Source organism: Pseudomonas sp. S11P7, assembly GCF_023195435.1.
GTDB lineage: Bacteria > Pseudomonadota > Gammaproteobacteria > Pseudomonadales > Pseudomonadaceae > Aquipseudomonas > Aquipseudomonas fluorescens_G.
Map to the genome: position 1 here is coordinate 2,452,022 of NZ_JALPKS020000002.1, position 16,338 is coordinate 2,468,359.

General features: G+C 61.7%; 15 protein-coding genes. 8 read left to right on the forward strand and 7 right to left on the reverse strand.

Going from position 1 to position 16,338, the window contains the following annotated elements:
* The first annotated feature begins 111 nt into the window (after positions 1-111).
* Together M0746_RS11435 and nudC are read left to right on the forward strand one after the other, a co-directional pair.
* The gene (locus tag M0746_RS11435) at positions 112-924 is read left to right on the forward strand and encodes a crotonase/enoyl-CoA hydratase family protein (protein ID WP_258449244.1); all 813 of its coding nucleotides are present in this window, start codon (positions 112-114) and stop codon (positions 922-924) included.
* A 6-nt stretch (positions 925-930) separates the two neighbouring features.
* A complete protein-coding gene (nudC, locus tag M0746_RS11440; RefSeq protein WP_258449245.1) occupies positions 931-1,761 on the forward strand; it encodes an NAD(+) diphosphatase in 831 nt (276 codons plus the stop codon).
* Here nudC and M0746_RS11445 read toward each other — a convergent pair.
* The 3 genes from M0746_RS11445 to M0746_RS11455 form a co-directional block, all read right to left on the reverse strand.
* Positions 1,729-2,508 (reverse strand): TSUP family transporter, encoded by a 780-nt coding sequence (locus tag M0746_RS11445; protein ID WP_090283594.1) that lies wholly within the window; start codon positions 2,506-2,508, stop codon positions 1,729-1,731. The two genes, nudC and M0746_RS11445, sit on opposite strands and share 33 nt — an antisense overlap.
* Positions 2,509-2,736: 228 nt before the next feature.
* Entirely contained in the window at positions 2,737-3,216 is a 480-nt protein-coding gene (locus tag M0746_RS11450) for a nuclear transport factor 2 family protein (RefSeq protein ID WP_258449246.1), read from the reverse strand.
* A gap of 54 nt (positions 3,217-3,270) precedes the next feature.
* Entirely contained in the window at positions 3,271-3,834 is a 564-nt protein-coding gene (locus tag M0746_RS11455) for a TetR/AcrR family transcriptional regulator (RefSeq protein ID WP_258449247.1), read from the reverse strand.
* Between the two features lie 214 nt (positions 3,835-4,048).
* Here M0746_RS11455 and pssA point away from each other — a divergent pair, with 214 nt between their 5' ends.
* Positions 4,049-5,392, forward strand: a complete 1,344-nt coding sequence (gene pssA, locus M0746_RS11460; protein ID WP_258449248.1) for a CDP-diacylglycerol--serine O-phosphatidyltransferase — start codon at positions 4,049-4,051, stop codon at positions 5,390-5,392.
* A 122-nt stretch (positions 5,393-5,514) separates the two neighbouring features.
* Here pssA and efeO (M0746_RS11465) read toward each other — a convergent pair whose 3' ends face one another.
* The 4 genes from efeO (M0746_RS11465) to efeU are packed head-to-tail and all read right to left on the reverse strand — an operon-like array spanning position 5,515 to position 9,725.
* Entirely contained in the window at positions 5,515-6,339 is an 825-nt protein-coding gene (efeO, locus tag M0746_RS11465) for an iron uptake system protein EfeO (protein ID WP_258449249.1), read from the reverse strand.
* 21 nt (positions 6,340-6,360) lie between these two features.
* Positions 6,361-7,659 (reverse strand): iron uptake transporter deferrochelatase/peroxidase subunit, encoded by a 1,299-nt coding sequence (gene efeB / locus M0746_RS11470; RefSeq protein ID WP_258449250.1) that lies wholly within the window; start codon positions 7,657-7,659, stop codon positions 6,361-6,363.
* An 18-nt stretch (positions 7,660-7,677) separates the two neighbouring features.
* Positions 7,678-8,877, reverse strand: a complete 1,200-nt coding sequence (gene efeO / locus M0746_RS11475; protein ID WP_258449251.1) for an iron uptake system protein EfeO — start codon at positions 8,875-8,877, stop codon at positions 7,678-7,680.
* Positions 8,878-8,885: 8 nt separating this feature from the next.
* On the reverse strand, positions 8,886-9,725 hold the full coding sequence (gene efeU, locus M0746_RS11480) for an iron uptake transporter permease EfeU (protein ID WP_258449252.1): 840 nt from the start codon (positions 9,723-9,725) through the stop codon (positions 8,886-8,888).
* Positions 9,726-10,126: 401 nt separating this feature from the next.
* On the opposite strand from efeU, the gene M0746_RS11485 reads away from it, so the two are divergent.
* From M0746_RS11485 to M0746_RS11505, 5 genes are all read left to right on the forward strand, one after another.
* Complete coding sequence (locus M0746_RS11485) at positions 10,127-11,143, forward strand: AraC family transcriptional regulator (protein ID WP_258449253.1); 1,017 nt, start codon at positions 10,127-10,129, stop codon at positions 11,141-11,143.
* A gap of 265 nt (positions 11,144-11,408) precedes the next feature.
* Positions 11,409-13,073: an AMP-binding protein gene (locus M0746_RS11490; protein WP_258449254.1), complete on the forward strand. Its 1,665-nt coding sequence runs from the start codon at positions 11,409-11,411 to the stop codon at positions 13,071-13,073.
* Between the two features lie 16 nt (positions 13,074-13,089).
* Positions 13,090-13,851 carry an SDR family NAD(P)-dependent oxidoreductase gene (locus M0746_RS11495; RefSeq protein WP_258449255.1) on the forward strand — a complete coding sequence of 254 codons (762 nt, stop codon included), beginning with the start codon at positions 13,090-13,092 and terminating at the stop codon, positions 13,849-13,851.
* 12 nt (positions 13,852-13,863) lie between these two features.
* Complete coding sequence (locus tag M0746_RS11500; protein ID WP_258449256.1) at positions 13,864-15,057, forward strand: acetyl-CoA C-acyltransferase; 1,194 nt, start codon at positions 13,864-13,866, stop codon at positions 15,055-15,057.
* Between the two features lie 141 nt (positions 15,058-15,198).
* Positions 15,199-16,326 (forward strand): acyl-CoA dehydrogenase, encoded by a 1,128-nt coding sequence (locus tag M0746_RS11505; RefSeq protein WP_258449257.1) that lies wholly within the window; start codon positions 15,199-15,201, stop codon positions 16,324-16,326.
* Positions 16,327-16,338: the final 12 nt, after the last annotated feature.

The following is a 16,338-nucleotide window of genomic DNA, read 5'->3' on the forward strand; positions in this document are numbered from 1 at the left end:
GCCGGTCCAGGCGCAGCAAAACCCCGCCCAGTCCCGCATTTGGCCGAACCGCCGCCGTGATGCCTTGGTATAGTTCGGGGCTCATTTCCAGCCCGGTAAAGGATCACTGCCATGTCTCAATACTCCGCGTTCAGCGTCGAACTGGCCGATAACATTGCCCATGTGCAGATCAATCGCCCGGAAAAGATCAATTCAATGAACGCTGCGTTCTGGAGCGAGATCATTGAGATCTTTCAGTGGATCGACGACACCGACGAAGTGCGCGTGGTGGTGCTCAGTGGCAATGGCAAGCACTTTTCCTCGGGCATCGACCTGATGATGCTGGCCGGGGTCGCCAATGAACTGGGCAAGGACGTCGGGCGCAATGCGCGGCTGCTGCGGCGCAAGATTCTCACCCTGCAAGCCTCGTTCAACGCCGTCGACAATTGCCGCAAACCGGTGCTGGCTGCGGTTCAGGGTTACTGCCTGGGCGGTGCGATCGACCTGATTTCTGCCTGCGACATGCGTTACGCCGCCGAGGACGCGCAATTCTCGATCAAGGAAATCGATATCGGCATGGCTGCCGATGTTGGCACTTTGCAACGGTTGCCACGGATCATCGGTGACGGCATGCTGCGTGAACTGGCTTACACCGGTCGCACCTTTGGCGCTGACGAAGCGCGCAGCATCGGCCTGGTCAATCGCGTCTACAGCGACAAGGACGCATTGCTCGAAGGCGTGTTCGACATCGCCCGCGAGATTGCCTCGAAATCGCCGATTGCGGTCACTGGCACCAAGGAAATGATCAGCTACATGCGCGACCATCGCATTGATGACGGCCTCGAATACGTTGCCACCTGGAACGCCGCCATGCTGCAATCCACCGACTTGCGCGTGGCCATGGCCGCCCATATGAGCAAACAGAAACCCGAATTTCTGGATTGAGAAACCATGACAGCTCGCTGGACCACTGCAGTACTCGACACCGATCAACCCGGCGGCATGGCCGTGGCGCGCAGCCCGGAAGGCTTTCTGTTCGATGACAACGGCGCGCTGTTCCCGCGCGAATGGCTCAAGCGTCAGGACCTGTCGATCCTCGCCGAACATGGCATCGGCCATCTCGATGGCGAGCCGGTGTATCTGTTCGAGTTGCGCAGCGCCAGTGAGGTGCAGGGGTGCAGCTGGAAAGGCCTGCGCGCGTTCATGCTCGAAGGCGAGCACACGATCTATAAAGTGCTTGGTTACGCTGCGCAGATCGGCACCTGGGCCCGCGAGCATCGTTTCTGCGGCAATTGCGGCCAGCCCATGACACAAGTGCCGCGCGAACGGGCGATGTACTGCCAGCCCTGCGACCTGCGCAGTTACCCGCGGATCTCGCCGAGCATGATCGTGCTGATCACACGCGGCGACGAAGTTTTGCTGGCACGTTCACCGCGTTTCGTCACTGGCGTCTACAGCACGCTGGCCGGGTTCGCCGAGCCGGGCGAATCGGCAGAGGAATGCCTGATTCGCGAAGTGCGCGAAGAAGTGCAGATCGAAGTGAAGAACATTCAGTACATGGGCAGCCAGTGCTGGCCGTTCCCGCATTCGATGATGCTCGGCTTCCATGCCGAATACGCCGCGGGCGAGATTGTCTGCCAGGAAGACGAGATCGAAGACGCCCAGTGGTTCAACGTGCACGATTTGCCGCCGCTGCCGGCGTCGAAATCGATTGCCCGCTACCTGATCGACGTCTACGTCGCGCGGCGCTTAGGCCACGCTGAACCAGTGCTGCCAGGCTAGGCGTACGGTCAAGCCCAGCACCACGGTAATGAACACCGGGCGAATGAATTTGGCGCCGCCGCTGATCGCGGTGCGCGCGCCAAAAAACGCGCCTACCATCACCGACAGGCCCATGCACAGGCCGATGATCCAGTCGACCTGACCAGAAAAGATGAACACCGAGAGCGCCGCAATGTTGCTGACGAAGTTCATGCTGCGCGCCACGCCGCTGGCCTTGACCAGATCGATCGGGTACAGCAGCAGGCTGCTCACGGTCCAGAACGCACCGGTGCCAGGGCCGGCCACGCCATCGTAGAAACCGAGGCTGAAGCCTTGAGTCGATTGCCATTTCTTTTTGATCGGCGCGTTGCTGTCCAGCGGCGCTTTCGGCGTGCCACCAAACAACAGATAGAGCCCGCAGGCAAAGACAATCACCGGCAGCATCTTGTTCAGCCATTCGGCGGGCAGGTAATGCGCAACCACCGCACCGGTCAGCGCGCCGACCAGCGTGCCGACGATCGCGTGCGTCCACTGGCGTGGATGGAACAGTTTGCGTTTATAGAAAGTGAAACTGGCGGTCGCGGAGCCGAAGGTCGAACTGAGCTTGTTGGTGCCCAGCACCAGATGTGGCGGCAGGCCAGCGGTGAGCAGGGCGGGCGTGGTGAGCAAACCGCCACCGCCAGCGATGGCATCGATGAAACCGGCGAGGAAAGCGACAGCAGCCAGAATGGCCAGGGTGGTGAGGTCAACGCTGAGTTCGAAAGGCATGGAATCGGCTTATTCGGCAGGGCGCAGAACGTGAGCTGCGGGGAGGGCGATCATGTTACTCATTTCCAGGTGTTGCGGCGAGCCGTCCAACGTCGCGCGAGCATGACCGGCAGGCAGCGCAAAAACCATGGGAGCGAGCCTGCTCACGAAAGGGGCCTCACAGTGACATTCATGTCGACTGCAAAAACACCTTCGCGAGCAGGCTCGCTCCAAAGCAAATCGCTGCTATCAAAGGCCGAGTTCGGACAGCCCCGGATGATCATCCGGACGCCGGCCCAGCGGCCAGTGGAACTTGCGCTCGCTTTCCTTGATCGGCATGTCGTTGATGCAGGCGTAACGCTGGAACATCAAACCGTTGTCATCGAATTCCCAGTTCTCGTTGCCGTAGGAGCGGAACCAGTTGCCCGAATCATCGTGCCATTCATAGGCATAACGCACCGCAATACGCGTGTCGGAGTAGGCCCAGAGCTCTTTGATCAAACGGTAATCCAGCTCTTTGGCCCACTTGCGGGTGAGAAAGGCTTTGGCTTCTTCGCGGTTGTTGGCGAACTCGGCGCGGTTGCGCCATTTTGTGTCGAGGGTATAGGCCAGCGAGACCTTTTCCGGATCGCGGCTATTCCAGCCATCCTCGGCCAGACGCACTTTTTCGATGGCCGATTGGTGGTTGAACGGTGGCAATGGCGGACGTATCTGGGGTGCAGTCGACATATCAGTCTCCCGAATGAGTGAGCAATCTAACAACTTGTCCGGCTTATAAATGCGTTACAGCCCCAATAACTTTCGCGCCATGCATTGCGCATTATCGGCGGCACTGTGATCACCCATCACAAGCGCTACGGTAATGGCACCGTCGATCAGGATCAGCAATTGCCTGGCCAGCAACAACGGATCTTCGGCGCCATATTCGGTACACAGCTCGCACACGTAGTCGAGCAGCTTCTGTTTGTGTTCTTTGGCGACCAGCCGCACCGGGTCCTGCGCATCGCCGGTCTCGCCGCTGGTATTGATGAATGCGCAGCCGCGAAAGCCCTCGGAGGCGAACCAGTCTGTGAGCACGCTGAACAGGTTGAGCAGGCGATCGGCCGGGGTTTCGGCCTCACCGACAGCGTTTGTGTACCAGTCCATCCAGCGCATGTCACGGCGCTGTAACGCGGCGACGACCAGCGCGTCCTTGTCGGCAAAATAACGATAGATGCTTTTTCTGGAGACGCCGGCGGTCTTCACCAGGAGATCCATGCTGGTGGCGGCGATGCCACTTTTATAGATCAGCTTTTCGGTGACATCCAGAATGATGTCGCGGGTCTCACTGCTAGTAAGTTCGTTCATGCTGCGAACAGTAGAACGGATGTTCTCCTTGGTCAAGAAACTTCTTTCCTAGCCTTAAAACGCCTTCGCGAGCAGGCTCGCTCCCACATTTGAAATGCATTCCCCTGCGGGAGCGAGCCTGCTCGCGAAGGGGCCATCACAGACACTCACAAGACCCGAGGGGAACGATGGTGTAAGCTCTCAACCTCTTCGGATTCGACCCATTGCGAGCCCTATGCCGTTGCTTTTCAAACGTTCTCTGCTGCCCAAACTGCGCAGCTTCCCGCTGACCGCCGAGGCCGTGACCATTCTGGCCGGCGCCGCCGAGTTCCGTCGTTGCCTGCTGGAGAAAATCGCCAGCGCGACGCAGCGCATCTACATCGTCGCGCTGTATCTGCAGCAGGACGAAGCCGGTCAGGAAATACTCGATGCCTTGCACGCCGCCAGGCTCAAGCGCCCCGAGCTGGAAATTGCCGTGGTGGTCGACTGGTTGCGCGCGCAGCGTGGCTTGATCGGTGCCGGCAAGCAGCCGGGCAATTCGGCGTGGTATCAGGAAATGACCCGCACTCACGAAAGTGAAGTGCCGGTGTACGGCGTGCCGGTGCAGACCCGCGAGCTGTTTGGCGTGCTGCACCTGAAGGGCTTCGTCATCGACGATTGTGTGGTCTACAGCGGCGCGAGCCTGAACAACGTTTATCTGCACAAGTTCGACAAGTACCGCTTCGACCGCTATCACGTCCTGCACAGCCACGATCTGGCGGACTCAATGCACCACCTGGTCAAGCACGGCCTGATCGAGTCGAAAGCGGTGCATCGCCTCGACCTGCCGAACCTGCCGACCACGCGCAGCCTGCGCAACGACATCGGCGATCTGCGCAGCCGTTTGAAATACGCGACGTACGACACGGCCAAAGGCAGCAGCGGCAGGGAAGGGCTGTCGGTCAGCCCGCTACTCGGCGTAGGCAAGAACAACCCATTGAACCGGGCGATTCTCGAGCTCATTGCCAGCGCGCAAACCCAGCTGACCATCTGCACGCCGTACTTCAACCTGCCGCTGGGGGTGATCCGCGAGGTCAACCGGGCCCTGGCGCGCGGAGTGCGGATCGATATCGTGGTCGGCGACAAGACCGCCAACGACTTTTACATTCCGCCGAGTGAGCCGTTCAAGGTGATCGCCGCGCTGCCGTATCTCTACGAGATCAGCCTGCGCCGCTTTGCCAAACGCCATCAGCGCAACATCGACAGCGGTCAGTTGAACCTGCACCTGTGGCGCGACGGCGACAACACCTACCACCTCAAAGGCATGTGGGTCGATCAACGTTACACGCTGCTGACCGGCAACAATCTCAATCCGCGAGCGTTCCGCCTCGACCTGGAAAACGCACTGCTGATCGATGATCCGAAAGGCGAGTGGCTGGCACCGCGAGCGCAGGAGCTGGAAGAGATCTTTCGCCACACCACGCGCATCGACAGTTTTCAGAACCTCGAAACGCTGCCGGATTACCCGGCCGGGGTGGCCAGGTTTCTCAAGCGCGTGAGTCGGGTGCGGATTGAGCGGTTGCTCTACCGCATTTTGTAAAACCCGATTGATGTAGTGCGGCGGAACATGCCTTCGCGAGCAGGCTCGCTCCCACAGTTGCAATGCATTCCCCTGTGGGAGCGAGCCTGCTCGCGAAGAGGCCTGTTCAGGCGCTACAAACCCTAGTTCAGGCCCAACTTACCGCGCAACGTCGACAAATCCTCAGCCAAGGTATTCACCGGGCCGACCAGCGCCTTGCGGTCGTTGTCCTTGACCTTGTCGTAGGTCTCGAACCCGCCATCAGCGGTTTTGTACTTGGCGAGGATTTTGTCCACGGTGGCGAAGTTCTTGTCGACCTTCGCGGCAAACGCCTTGTCCTGCTGCTCGATCTGCGGGCGGAACAGGTCGACGATTTTTTTCGCGCCGTCGATGTTGCCCTGGAAGTCATACAGGTCGGTGTGGCTGTAGCGATCTTCTTCGCCGGAAATCTTCGTGGCGGCGACTTCTTCAAGCAGCGCCGCCGCGCCACCGACGACTTTTTCCGGCGGGAAGGTCAGGCCGGCGACGCGGGTCTGCAGGTCTTTGACATCCTTGTTCAAACCGTCGGCCAATGCGTCGAGCCCCTGGGTCGATTTCTCCGAAAACAGTGAATATTCGAGGCGGTGGAAACCGGTGAAGTCCTCGGCCTTGACGCCTTTTTCGTGATCGTCGACGCGCGAGTCGATCGACGCGTCGAGGTCGCTGAACAGTTCGGCAATCGGCTCGATCGACTCGTAATACACGCGGGTCGGTGCGTAGAGTTTTTGTGCGGTAGCGAGGTCGCCTTTTTTCACCGCATCGGTGAATTGCTCAGTGTGGCTGGCCAGCTCATCGAGCTTTTCGGTCACGTAGATCTTGTAGTCCGACACCGGCCCCACCAGATCCAGCGGTGCCGTCGCGGCGAAGGCCGACAGCGGGGTGTTGAGCAAACCAAGGGTCAGCAGTAATGCGAGTGGGGTCTTTTTCATCGGGGCGGCTCCAGTGTGTTGTCAGGCGGCAGTTTTTGGTTGGGTGGCGTTGAGCAGCGAGCGACCGATGAAGTCCTTGTCGCTGGTGACACCGGGCAGGGTGAAGAAGTAGCCGCCGCCGACCGGTTTGAGGTATTCCTCAAGCGGTTCGCCGTTGAGCCGGGTTTGCACGGTGATGAAACCTTTTTCCAGATCGGCTTGGTAGCAGATGAACAGCAGGCCCATGTCGAGTTGACCGTTCTTGTTCACGCCGTTGGAATAGTTGAACGGCCGGCGCAGGATCAGGTTGGCCTGGCTCGCGGCGGTGCGCGGGTTGGCCAGTCGGATGTGCGCGTCGAGTCTGGTCAGCTTGCCGGCCGGGTCCTTGCTGTAATCCGGGACCTGGCTTTCATGCGCGGCGCCCATCGGCGCGCCGGTGGTTTTGACCCGGCCAATGATGCTTTCCTGTTCCTGCAACGGCGTGCGGTCCCAGCGTTCGACGAAGTTGCGGATGATCCGCACCGCCTGATAACTGCCGTGGGCCGCCCAGGTTGGCTCGTCGCTGCCGGGCTGCACCCAGACCAGTCGATCCATGGCTTTGTCGTCGTTGGAATCGGGGTTGGCCGAGCCGTCGCGAAAACCGAGAAAGTTGCGCGCCGACTGCGCTGGCACGCCCGGTTTTGCCGGGGCTTGCGGCGGCACGCTGCCTTCCTGTTTCCAGCGCACCAGCAGCAGGTCCGGAAGGTTTTTGACGATGTCGCGCAGCGCATGAATGTTGGTGTCGGCGGTGTTCGAGCAGAACTGCAGGCTCAGATCGCCGTGGCAGCAATCGGCATCCAGCGCGTCGTTGGGGAAGCCGACCATGCGTTGCAGCCGTTTCGGCTTGGCGGAGGCCAGACCAAAGCGCTCGTCGAACAGCGAATCACCGACAGAAACGGTGATGGTCAGGTTGTCCGGCGTTACGTTCGGGCCAAGGATGCCGGAATCCACTGGCGGCAGCTTCGGATCGATCTGCGCTACCGGGCCACCCTTCATCAGAAACGCGATGCGCTCGTTGAGGGTGCGGAACAGCCGCTCCAGATCGTCGCGATCACTGGCCAGCACATCGAATGCGACCAGCATGCCCGAGGCCGGGCGCGGCGTGACGATACCGGTCTGGTGGACACCGTGGAAATCGTGGCGGTCTTCGGTCTTGTCGCTGCTTGGCGCTTCGGTGACTTGCGCTGGCGCGGCGGCCATGGCCGGGCAGCTCAGGGCCGAGCCGGCGAGGGCGACACCGGCGGCGCCCATTCCCATGAGCACACGGCGACGTTGCAGGTTGAGCGTTTCGAGTTCTTTCATCGGGGTCGGGTCTTCTGCTTACAGGCCGGAAAGGCCAAGGGCGGGATCGATGCCATCCAGCGCGTCGGCCAGGGCTTGGGCTTTATGGGCGAGTTGCTGGCGTTGTTCGCCGCTGACGCTGTCGTAGCTGGCGTAGCCTTGAGCAACTATGTGGCTGCTCAGCGCGGCATCGAAATCAGCCAGCGCCGCGTCGATTTTCGGCAACAGGTCGGCCGCGGATTTGCTCAACATCGGCCGCAGCAGATCAACCACCTTGTGCGCGGTTTGCGCGTTGGCGGCGAAACCGTTGAGGTCGATGTGGCTGTAGCGTTCCTCTTCGCCGTTGGCCGCGCGCACCTCAGCCAGGGTGTTGAGGTTGCGCACGACGATGCTGACCAGTTGCTCCGGCGGCAGTGATTGGGCGAGCAGTTGCTGTTTCAATTCGCTGACGTCGCTGAGCAGTTGTTGCGCCACCGGCGCCAGTCCGTCGAGTTTGTGTTGCTGGAACAGCGCGTACTCGAGGCGATGGAAGCCGACGAAGCCCGGATCCGCTTCGCGTTTTTCGAAGTAATCGGCGCGGGCATTGATGCGGTTATCCAGTTCGGCGAGGCGTTGCGCCGCCGGGGCCAGCCGTTGATAAGCAGCACGCGCCGGGACATACAGCGCCTGCGCCTGACTCAGATCGCCGCTGGCGATCGCCTGATTCAGTGCGCTCACGGCTTTGATCAGTGCGCTGCTCTGGCCAGCGAGGTACACGCGAAATTCCGACAGCGGTCCGACAAAAGCCACCATCGACGGCTTGGCTTTGGCCGCAGCCTCGGACGCTGCGGTCGGGGTCACGTGCAAGGTGCCGCGCGGGTTGCTCAGCAAGCCGCAGGTGATTGCATAATCGCCCGGCTGCAGGTTGGCGTTGATCACCTGGCTCAGGCCCGGCGCAATGTTTTCGCGCTCTTCGACCACCAGCACGCCGTCGAGAATTTCCCATTCCACGGCGCGGTCCGAACGGTTGACGATGCGGAAACTGGCGCGCCCGGCCGGCACGCTCAGCGCATTCGGTTCGCACTGGCCCGGATGAATGTTGACCACCACTTCGTCGCGGTTGTGCTGACGCTTGGCAGCGGCTAGTTGCGACGCGTAGTAGAACAGCCCGCCGGCGGCGATCATCACCACCACCGAGCCGGCCAGCGCCCAGCGCAAGGCGCGGGGAGGCGAGGCCTGAGGAGTTTTAGGCTTGGACATGGAGGCCCTTATTGGCTGGAAACGGAAGTCGATGACAGCAATGGCGCGGGCGCAGGCAGGAAAAACATCACCAGCGCCACCAGCAGGTAGATCACATAGGCACCGAGGGTGCTGATAGTCGGCGCGTCCTGATAACCGAACATGCCGGCCAGCACCGAGCCCAATGGGCCATCCATCGGCAGGGTTGCGCTGAAGTCGAACAGCACGGTCTGCAGGTGATTCCACAGCCCGGCCTCATGCAGCGCCTGCACCGAGTTGGCGAGAATCCCGGCGGCCACCACCAGGATGAACAGCCCGGTCCACTTGAAGAACGCCGAGAGATTGAGGCGCATGCTGCCGCTGTAGATCAGCAAGCCGACGATGACGGCCAGTACCAGCCCGAGCAATGCGCCGATCGGCGCGCCCGGACCCTCGCTTTGCTGAAACACCGCGAGCAGGAAGAACACCGTTTCCAGGCCTTCGCGGGCGACAGCAAAAAACACCATGGCGATCAACGCGATCACCTGATGCTTCGACGCGGTCAGCGCCTGATCCAGCGAGGCCTGCAGCGAATGCTTGATCGAGCGGGCAACCTTGCGCATCCAGAACACCATCGAACTGAGAATGCCCACGGCCACCAGCCCGACCACGCCTTCGAACAGCTCTTGCTGCTTCTGCGGGAATTCGGCACTGACCAGTTCCAGGCCGCCGCCCACCAGCAGGGCGAGAGCGGCGGCGAGGAAAACCCCGATCCACACGGCGGGCATCCACTGACCGCGACCGGTTTGCTGCAGGTAACTGGCAATGATGCCAACGATCAGCGCGGCTTCAATGCCCTCGCGCAGCATGATCAGAAAGGGAACGAGCATTCGGCACAACCAACGGTGATTTAGATAGGTGGCTAAGTTGTAACATAATGACACTCATTCCCAAATGGCACTGATTGACATTTAGCTGAACCTAACCTGAACAAAGCCGATCTTTGCCTCACCCATATCCCTTGTAGGAGCGAGCCTGCTCGCGAAAGCGGTGTGCCTGTTGACTCATGAGTGAATGACACATCGCTATCGCGAGCAGGCGAAGGCCTACAGGGGGGCGTGGATGGCCACGATTCTGCGTACGCCACCAATCCTGTGGGAGCGAGCTTGCTCGCGATGACGGCGGCACTTTCAACATCGCAGTCGCCTGACCCAACGCCTTCGCGAGCAGGCTCGCTCCCACAGGGGTAAGATGCCGGGCATCGAAATAACAACAAGGCTCGCCGCATTCCATGTCGGAAAAAGACACCATCGCCGTTCAACTGGTGCGCGAAGCGCTGTTGCAAAGTTGTGCCCCCGGTGCGGCCACGCAGGAGGTTCTGCACAAGGTCGGGATTGCCCCGGCAATGCTTGAGGCCGAGCACGCACGGGTGCCCGCGTCGCAATACGCGAAACTCTGGCGCCTGCTGGCGCGACGCGCCGACGACGAATTTTTCGGTATGGACCCGCGCAAGCTCAAGTCCGGCAGCCTGGCGTTCATGTGCCGCGCTGCGATGGCGCAACCGACGCTGGCGGCTGGGCTGAACACCGGGCTGAGCTTTCTGTCGCTGATGCTTGAGCGCCTGCCGGCACAACTGGTGCACCAGCAGAGTCTGGCGGAAATCGTCCTGCTCGAAGACGACCCCGAACCGCGCCGCGCTTTTACCTATTTCACCTACTGGATGATCGTCCACGGCGTCGCCTGCTGGCTGGCCGGGCGGCGCATTCCGATTCTGGCGATCGAACTGCGCTGCGCGGCGCCGGACTTTACCGACGACTATCAAGTGATGTTTTCACCGAACCTGCGTTTCGAGCGCCCGCGCACGCGGATGATCTTCGCCGCCGACTGCCTCGACCTGCCGATCAAGCGCAGCCCGGAAGAGCTGCAGCGCTTTCTCGCCCATGCACCGGCGAACATTCTGGTGAAGTATCGCGATCCGCAAAGCCTCGCCAGCCGGATCAAGCACGACCTGCGACAATTGCCCGCCGAACAATGGCCGGAAACCGAAGCGCTGGCCCAGCAATTGTGCATGTCCGCCTCGACCCTGCGCCGCCGCCTGGCGTTGGAAGGGCAGACCTGGCAGGGCCTTAAGGACAGTGTGCGCAAGGAGCTGGCGATCACCTGGCTGGCCGAGCCTTCGATCAGCTTCGCCGAGATCGCCGCAAGGCTGGGGTTTGCCGATGTCAGTTCGTTCTACAAGGCGTTTCGCAAGTGGTCAGGGTCAAACCCCGGCCACTATCGCACGTTGATCCTCAACGACGCGGTCTGAGCCGACGCCGCATGACTGATCGTTCCCACGCTCCGCGTGGGAATGCCTCGAGGGACGCTCCGCGTCCCAACCCGGGAAAGGACGCAGAGCGTCCGGGGCTGCATTCCCACGCAGAGCGTGGGAACGATCATCTTCGCCAGGGATTTTGGCCAAACCAGTCAACCAGCTTGATGGCTTTGACCATTGCCCCAGCCCCGGCTCAGCGCGACTATTCCTCTGTTGTTTACGGTTCCCAGCCTAATAAAAACACCGAGGGATTCTGGCAATGCGCGATTACTTGTCTGCTACCGCACAGTTCAACTATCAGCACACCGTCGAGGCCGCGCTCAGCGGTTCGCTTGCAGCGCTCAACGCTTGTGTCGAATGTTGCGACCGCCACGCCTTGCCGGGGCGCATTGCGTTGTTCTGGGAGGGGCGCGACGGCAGCAGTGCGACGTACACCTTCACTGACCTGCAAGACAAGGCCGCGTGTTTCGCCAATTTCCTTCTCGCCCAGGGCGTGCAGAAGGGCGACAGGGTCGCCGGGCTGTTGCCGCGCAATGTCGAGCTGCTGATTACCGTACTCGCCACCTGGCGCATCGGCGCGGTGTATCAGCCGCTGTTCACCGCCTTCGGCCCCAAAGCCCTCGAGCATCGCCTGAACAGTTCCGGCGCCAAAGTCGTGGTGACCGATGCGGTCAACCGCCCGAAACTCACTGAAGTCGCCGATTGCCCGACGCTGGTCACGGTGGGCGGTGCCAAGGGCCAGGGCATCGTGCGCGGCGATTACAGCTTCTGGGCCGAACTGGCCAACTATTCCAGCGTATGCGAACCGGTGCTGCTGACCGGCGAAGATCCGTTCCTGCTGATGTTCACCTCTGGCACCACCGGCCCGGCGAAAGCGCTGTCAGTGCCGCTCAAGGCCATCGTCGCTTTCAAAAGTTACACCCGTGACGCCGTGGATCTACGCCCGGAGGATGCGTTCTGGAACGTCGCCGATCCGGGCTGGGCCTACGGCATCTATTTCGGCGTCACCGGGCCGTTGGCGCTGGGCCATCCGATCACTTTCTACGATGGCCCATTCACCCTCGAAAGCACCTGCCGGGTGATCAACAAATACGGCATCAGCAACCTCACCGGGTCGCCGACGGCCTATCGCCTGCTGATTGCCGGGGGTGAGGAGTTCGCCAAGTCGATCAAGGGCAAACTGCGCATCGTCAGCAGTGCCGGCGAGCCGTTGAACCCGGAAGTCATCCGCTGGTTTGCCGACCATCTCGACGTGGTCATTCACGACCATTACGGCCAGACCGAACTGGGCATGGTCCTCTGTAACCACCACGGCCTAGACCACCCGGTACACGTTGGTGCTGCCGGTTTCGCTTCGCCGGGCCATCGCATCGTGGTGCTCGACGAACAGTACAACGAACTCGGCGTCGGCCAGCCCGGCATTCTCGCCATCGACCGCCCACAATCGCCGATGTGCTGGTTTGGCGGCTACGAAGGCGCGCCGACCAAGGCGTTTGTCGGCAACTATTACCTCAGCGGTGACACCGTCGAATGGAACCCGGACGGCAGCATCAGCTTTGTCGGCCGCAGCGACGATGTGATCACCACCTCAGGCTATCGCGTCGGCCCCTTCGATGTCGAAAGCGCTTTGATCGAGCACCCGGCGGTGGTCGAAGCAGCGGTGGTCGGCAAACCCGACCCGGAACGCACCGAACTGGTCAAAGCCTTCGTCGTGCTCAGTGCGCAATACCGCGCAGCCCCCGAGCTGGCTGAAGAACTGCGCCAACATGTGCGCAAGCGGCTGGCCGCGCATTCATATCCGCGAGAAATCGAATTTGTCAGCGAATTGCCCAAGACCCCGAGTGGCAAATTGCAGCGCTTTATCTTGCGCAACCAGGAAATCGCCAAGGCTCAAGAGGCCGCGGCGCACAACGTTTCAGCTTGAATCGAAGGAAACAGTCATGCAGATCGAGAACAAGGTTTTTATCGTCACCGGCGGCGCGTCTGGCCTTGGTGCTGCCAGCGCTGAGCTGCTGGTCAGCGCCGGCGCGAAAGTGATGCTGGTGGACATGAACGCCGAGGCCGTGGCCGCTCAGGCGCAGCGTCTCGGCGCGCAAAGCGTGGTGGCCGACATCAGCAACGAAGCCGCCGCCGAAGCCGCAGTGCAGGCGACCCTCGATGCATTTGGCAGTCTCAACGGCCTGGTCAACTGCGCCGGCATCGTCCGTGGCGAGAAGATCCTCGGCAAGACCGGCCCGCATGCGCTGAGCAGTTTCGCCCAAGTGATCAACGTCAACCTGATCGGCAGTTTCAACATGCTGCGTCTGGCCGCGGCGGCGATTGCCGAGTCTGACGCCAACGCCGACGGCGAGCGCGGGGTGATCATCAACACTGCCTCGGTGGCGGTGTTCGACGGGCAAATCGGTCAGGCGGCCTACTCGGCCTCCAAAGGGGCGATCGCCAGCCTGACCCTGCCGGCCGCCCGCGAACTGGCGCGCTTCGGCATCCGCGTGATGACCATCGCCCCGGGCATTTTCGAAACGCCGATGATGGCCGGCATGACCCCGGAAGTGCGTGATTCGCTGGCCGCCGGCGTCCCGTTTCCGCCACGCCTGGGCAAGCCTGCCGAATACGCCGCGCTGGTCCGGCACATCATCGAAAACAGCATGCTCAACGGCGAGGTGATCCGTCTCGACGGCGCCTTGCGCATGGCAGCCAGGTAAGGAGGATTTGTCATGACTATTTCCAATGATCCGATTGTCATCGTCAGCGCGGTGCGCACGCCGATGGGTGGTTTTCAGGGCGAATTGAAGAGTCTCACCGCGCCGCAACTCGGTGCTGCCGCGATCAAGGCAGCAGTCGAGCGCGCGGGTGTCGCCAGCGATGCGGTCGACGAGGTGTTGTTCGGTTGCGTACTGCCCGCCGGCCTCGGCCAGGCGCCGGCACGACAGGCGGCGCTGGGCGCCGGGCTGGATAAATCGACGCGCTGCACCACGGTCAACAAGATGTGCGGTTCGGGCATGGAAACCACCATTCTGGCCCACGACATGCTCATCGCCGGCAGCGCCGATGTAGTCATCGCCGGGGGCATGGAAAGCATGTCCAACTCGCCGTATCTGCTCGATCGCGCCCGCGCCGGTTACCGTATGGGCCACGGCCGCGTGCTCGACTCGATGTTCCTCGACGGCCTCGAAGACGCCTACGACAAGGGCCGCCTGATGGGCACCTTCGCCGAAGACTGCGCCGAAACCAACGGCTTCAGCCGCGAGGCTCAGGACGCTTTCGCCATCGCCTCGACCACCCGCGCGCAGCAGGCGATCAAGGACGGCAGCTTCAAGGACGAAATCGTCCCGCTGACCGTGACCGTGGGCAAAGAGCAGGTGCTTATCAGTCACGATGAACAGCCACCAAAAGCCAAGCTGGACAAGGTTGCCTCGCTGAAACCGGCGTTCCGCGAAGGCGGCACGGTGACGGCGGCCAACTCCAGCTCGATTTCCGATGGCGCCGCGGCACTGGTGCTGATGCGCCAGTCGCAGGCGCAGAAGCTCGGACTGAAACCGCTGGCGGTGATCCATGGTCACGCGGCGTTCGCCGACACGCCGGGGCTGTTTCCGACCGCGCCGATCGGGGCGATCAAGAAACTGATCAAGAAAACCGGCTGGGCGCTGGATCAGGTCGATCTGTTCGAAGTCAACGAAGCTTTCGCCGTGGTTGGGATGGCGGCGATGACCCACCTGGAAATCCCCCACGACAAGCTCAACGTGCACGGCGGCGCCTGTGCGCTGGGCCATCCGATCGGGGCGTCAGGCGCGCGGATTCTCGTGACGCTGCTGGCGGCGCTGCGGCAGAAACAGCTCAAGCGCGGTATTGCGGCGATCTGCATTGGCGGCGGTGAAGCCACGGCCATGGCGGTGGAATGCCTCTATTGAGGTTGACAGTTGACCTTGTGGGAGCGGGCTTGCCCGCGATGGCAATGGAACAGTCACCATAAATGCTGGATGTGACGGCCTCATCGCTGGCAAGCCAGCTCCCACAGGGTTCTGTGGTGTTACAAGAATTAAGGATTCACCATGATTCCCAACGAAGACCAAACCCAGATCCGCGACATGGCCCGGCAGTTCGCCGAGGAACGCCTCAAGCCGTTCGCCGCCGAGTGGGACCGTGAGCACCGTTTCCCCAGGGAAGCCATCGCCGAGATGGCCGAACTCGGTTTTTTCGGCATGCTCGTGCCGGAGCAGTGGGGCGGTTGCGAGACCGGTTACCTGGCCTACGCCATGGCGCTGGAGGAAATTGCTGCCGGCGACGGCGCTTGCTCGACGATCATGAGCGTGCACAACTCGGTGGGTTGCGTGCCGATCCTCAAGTTCGGCAATGACGAGCAACGCGAGCGCTTCCTCAAACCGCTGGCCAGCGGCGCGATGCTCGGCGCCTTCGCCCTGACCGAGCCGCAGGCCGGCTCCGATGCCAGCAGCCTGAAAACCCGCGCCCGGCGCGAGGGCGATCATTACGTGCTCAATGGCTGCAAGCAGTTCATCACTTCCGGGCAAAACGCCGGGGTGGTGATTGTGTTTGCGGTGACCGATCCGAGTGCTGGCAAGCGCGGCATCAGCGCGTTTATCGTGCCGACCGATTCGCCGGGTTATAGCGTCGCGCGGGTCGAAGACAAGCTCGGCCAGCATGCCTCGGACACCTGCCAGATTCTTTTCGAAGAACTCAAGGTTCCGCTGGCTAATCGTTTGGGCGAGGAGGGCGAAGGCTACAAAATCGCCCTGGCCAACCTTGAGGGCGGCCGCGTCGGCATCGCCGCGCAGTCGGTGGGCATGGCCCGCGCGGCCTTCGAAGCGGCACGTGACTATGCCCGTGAACGCGATACGTTCGGCAAGCCGATCATCGAGCATCAGGCGGTGGCGTTCCGTCTGGCTGACATGGCCACGCAAATCGCCGTTGCCCGGCAAATGGTCCATTACGCGGCGGCCCTGCGTGACAGCGGCCAACCGGCTCTGGTCGAGGCGTCGATGGCCAAGCTCTTCGCCTCGGAGATGGCCGAGAAGGTCTGCTCGATGGCCTTGCAAACCCTCGGCGGTTACGGTTACCTCAACGACTTTCCGCTGGAACGCATCTACCGCGACGTGCGCGTCTGCCAGATCTACGAAGGCACCAGCGACATTCAGCGCATGGTCATTTCGCGCAATCTCTGACAAGGAATCTTC

Excerpts from the sequence above, each read along its gene's own strand:
- nudC (WP_258449245.1), top strand. The coding sequence starts at position 931 with ATGACAGCTCGCTGGACCACTGCAGTACTCGACACCGATCAACCCGGC.
- M0746_RS11445 (WP_090283594.1), bottom strand. The coding sequence starts at position 2,508 with ATGCCTTTCGAACTCAGCGTTGACCTCACCACCCTGGCCATTCTGGCT.
- M0746_RS11435 (WP_258449244.1), top strand. The coding sequence starts at position 112 with ATGTCTCAATACTCCGCGTTCAGCGTCGAACTGGCCGATAACATTGCC.
- efeB (WP_258449250.1), bottom strand. The coding sequence starts at position 7,659 with ATGAAAGAACTCGAAACGCTCAACCTGCAACGTCGCCGTGTGCTCATG.
- M0746_RS11505 (WP_258449257.1), top strand. The coding sequence starts at position 15,199 with ATGATTCCCAACGAAGACCAAACCCAGATCCGCGACATGGCCCGGCAG.
- efeO (WP_258449249.1), bottom strand. The coding sequence starts at position 6,339 with ATGAAAAAGACCCCACTCGCATTACTGCTGACCCTTGGTTTGCTCAAC.
- efeO (WP_258449251.1), bottom strand. The coding sequence starts at position 8,877 with ATGTCCAAGCCTAAAACTCCTCAGGCCTCGCCTCCCCGCGCCTTGCGC.
- M0746_RS11455 (WP_258449247.1), bottom strand. The coding sequence starts at position 3,834 with ATGAACGAACTTACTAGCAGTGAGACCCGCGACATCATTCTGGATGTC.
- efeU (WP_258449252.1), bottom strand. The coding sequence starts at position 9,725 with ATGCTCGTTCCCTTTCTGATCATGCTGCGCGAGGGCATTGAAGCCGCG.
- M0746_RS11495 (WP_258449255.1), top strand. The coding sequence starts at position 13,090 with ATGCAGATCGAGAACAAGGTTTTTATCGTCACCGGCGGCGCGTCTGGC.
- M0746_RS11450 (WP_258449246.1), bottom strand. The coding sequence starts at position 3,216 with ATGTCGACTGCACCCCAGATACGTCCGCCATTGCCACCGTTCAACCAC.
- M0746_RS11485 (WP_258449253.1), top strand. The coding sequence starts at position 10,127 with ATGTCGGAAAAAGACACCATCGCCGTTCAACTGGTGCGCGAAGCGCTG.
- pssA (WP_258449248.1), top strand. The coding sequence starts at position 4,049 with ATGCCGTTGCTTTTCAAACGTTCTCTGCTGCCCAAACTGCGCAGCTTC.
- M0746_RS11490 (WP_258449254.1), top strand. The coding sequence starts at position 11,409 with ATGCGCGATTACTTGTCTGCTACCGCACAGTTCAACTATCAGCACACC.
- M0746_RS11500 (WP_258449256.1), top strand. The coding sequence starts at position 13,864 with ATGACTATTTCCAATGATCCGATTGTCATCGTCAGCGCGGTGCGCACG.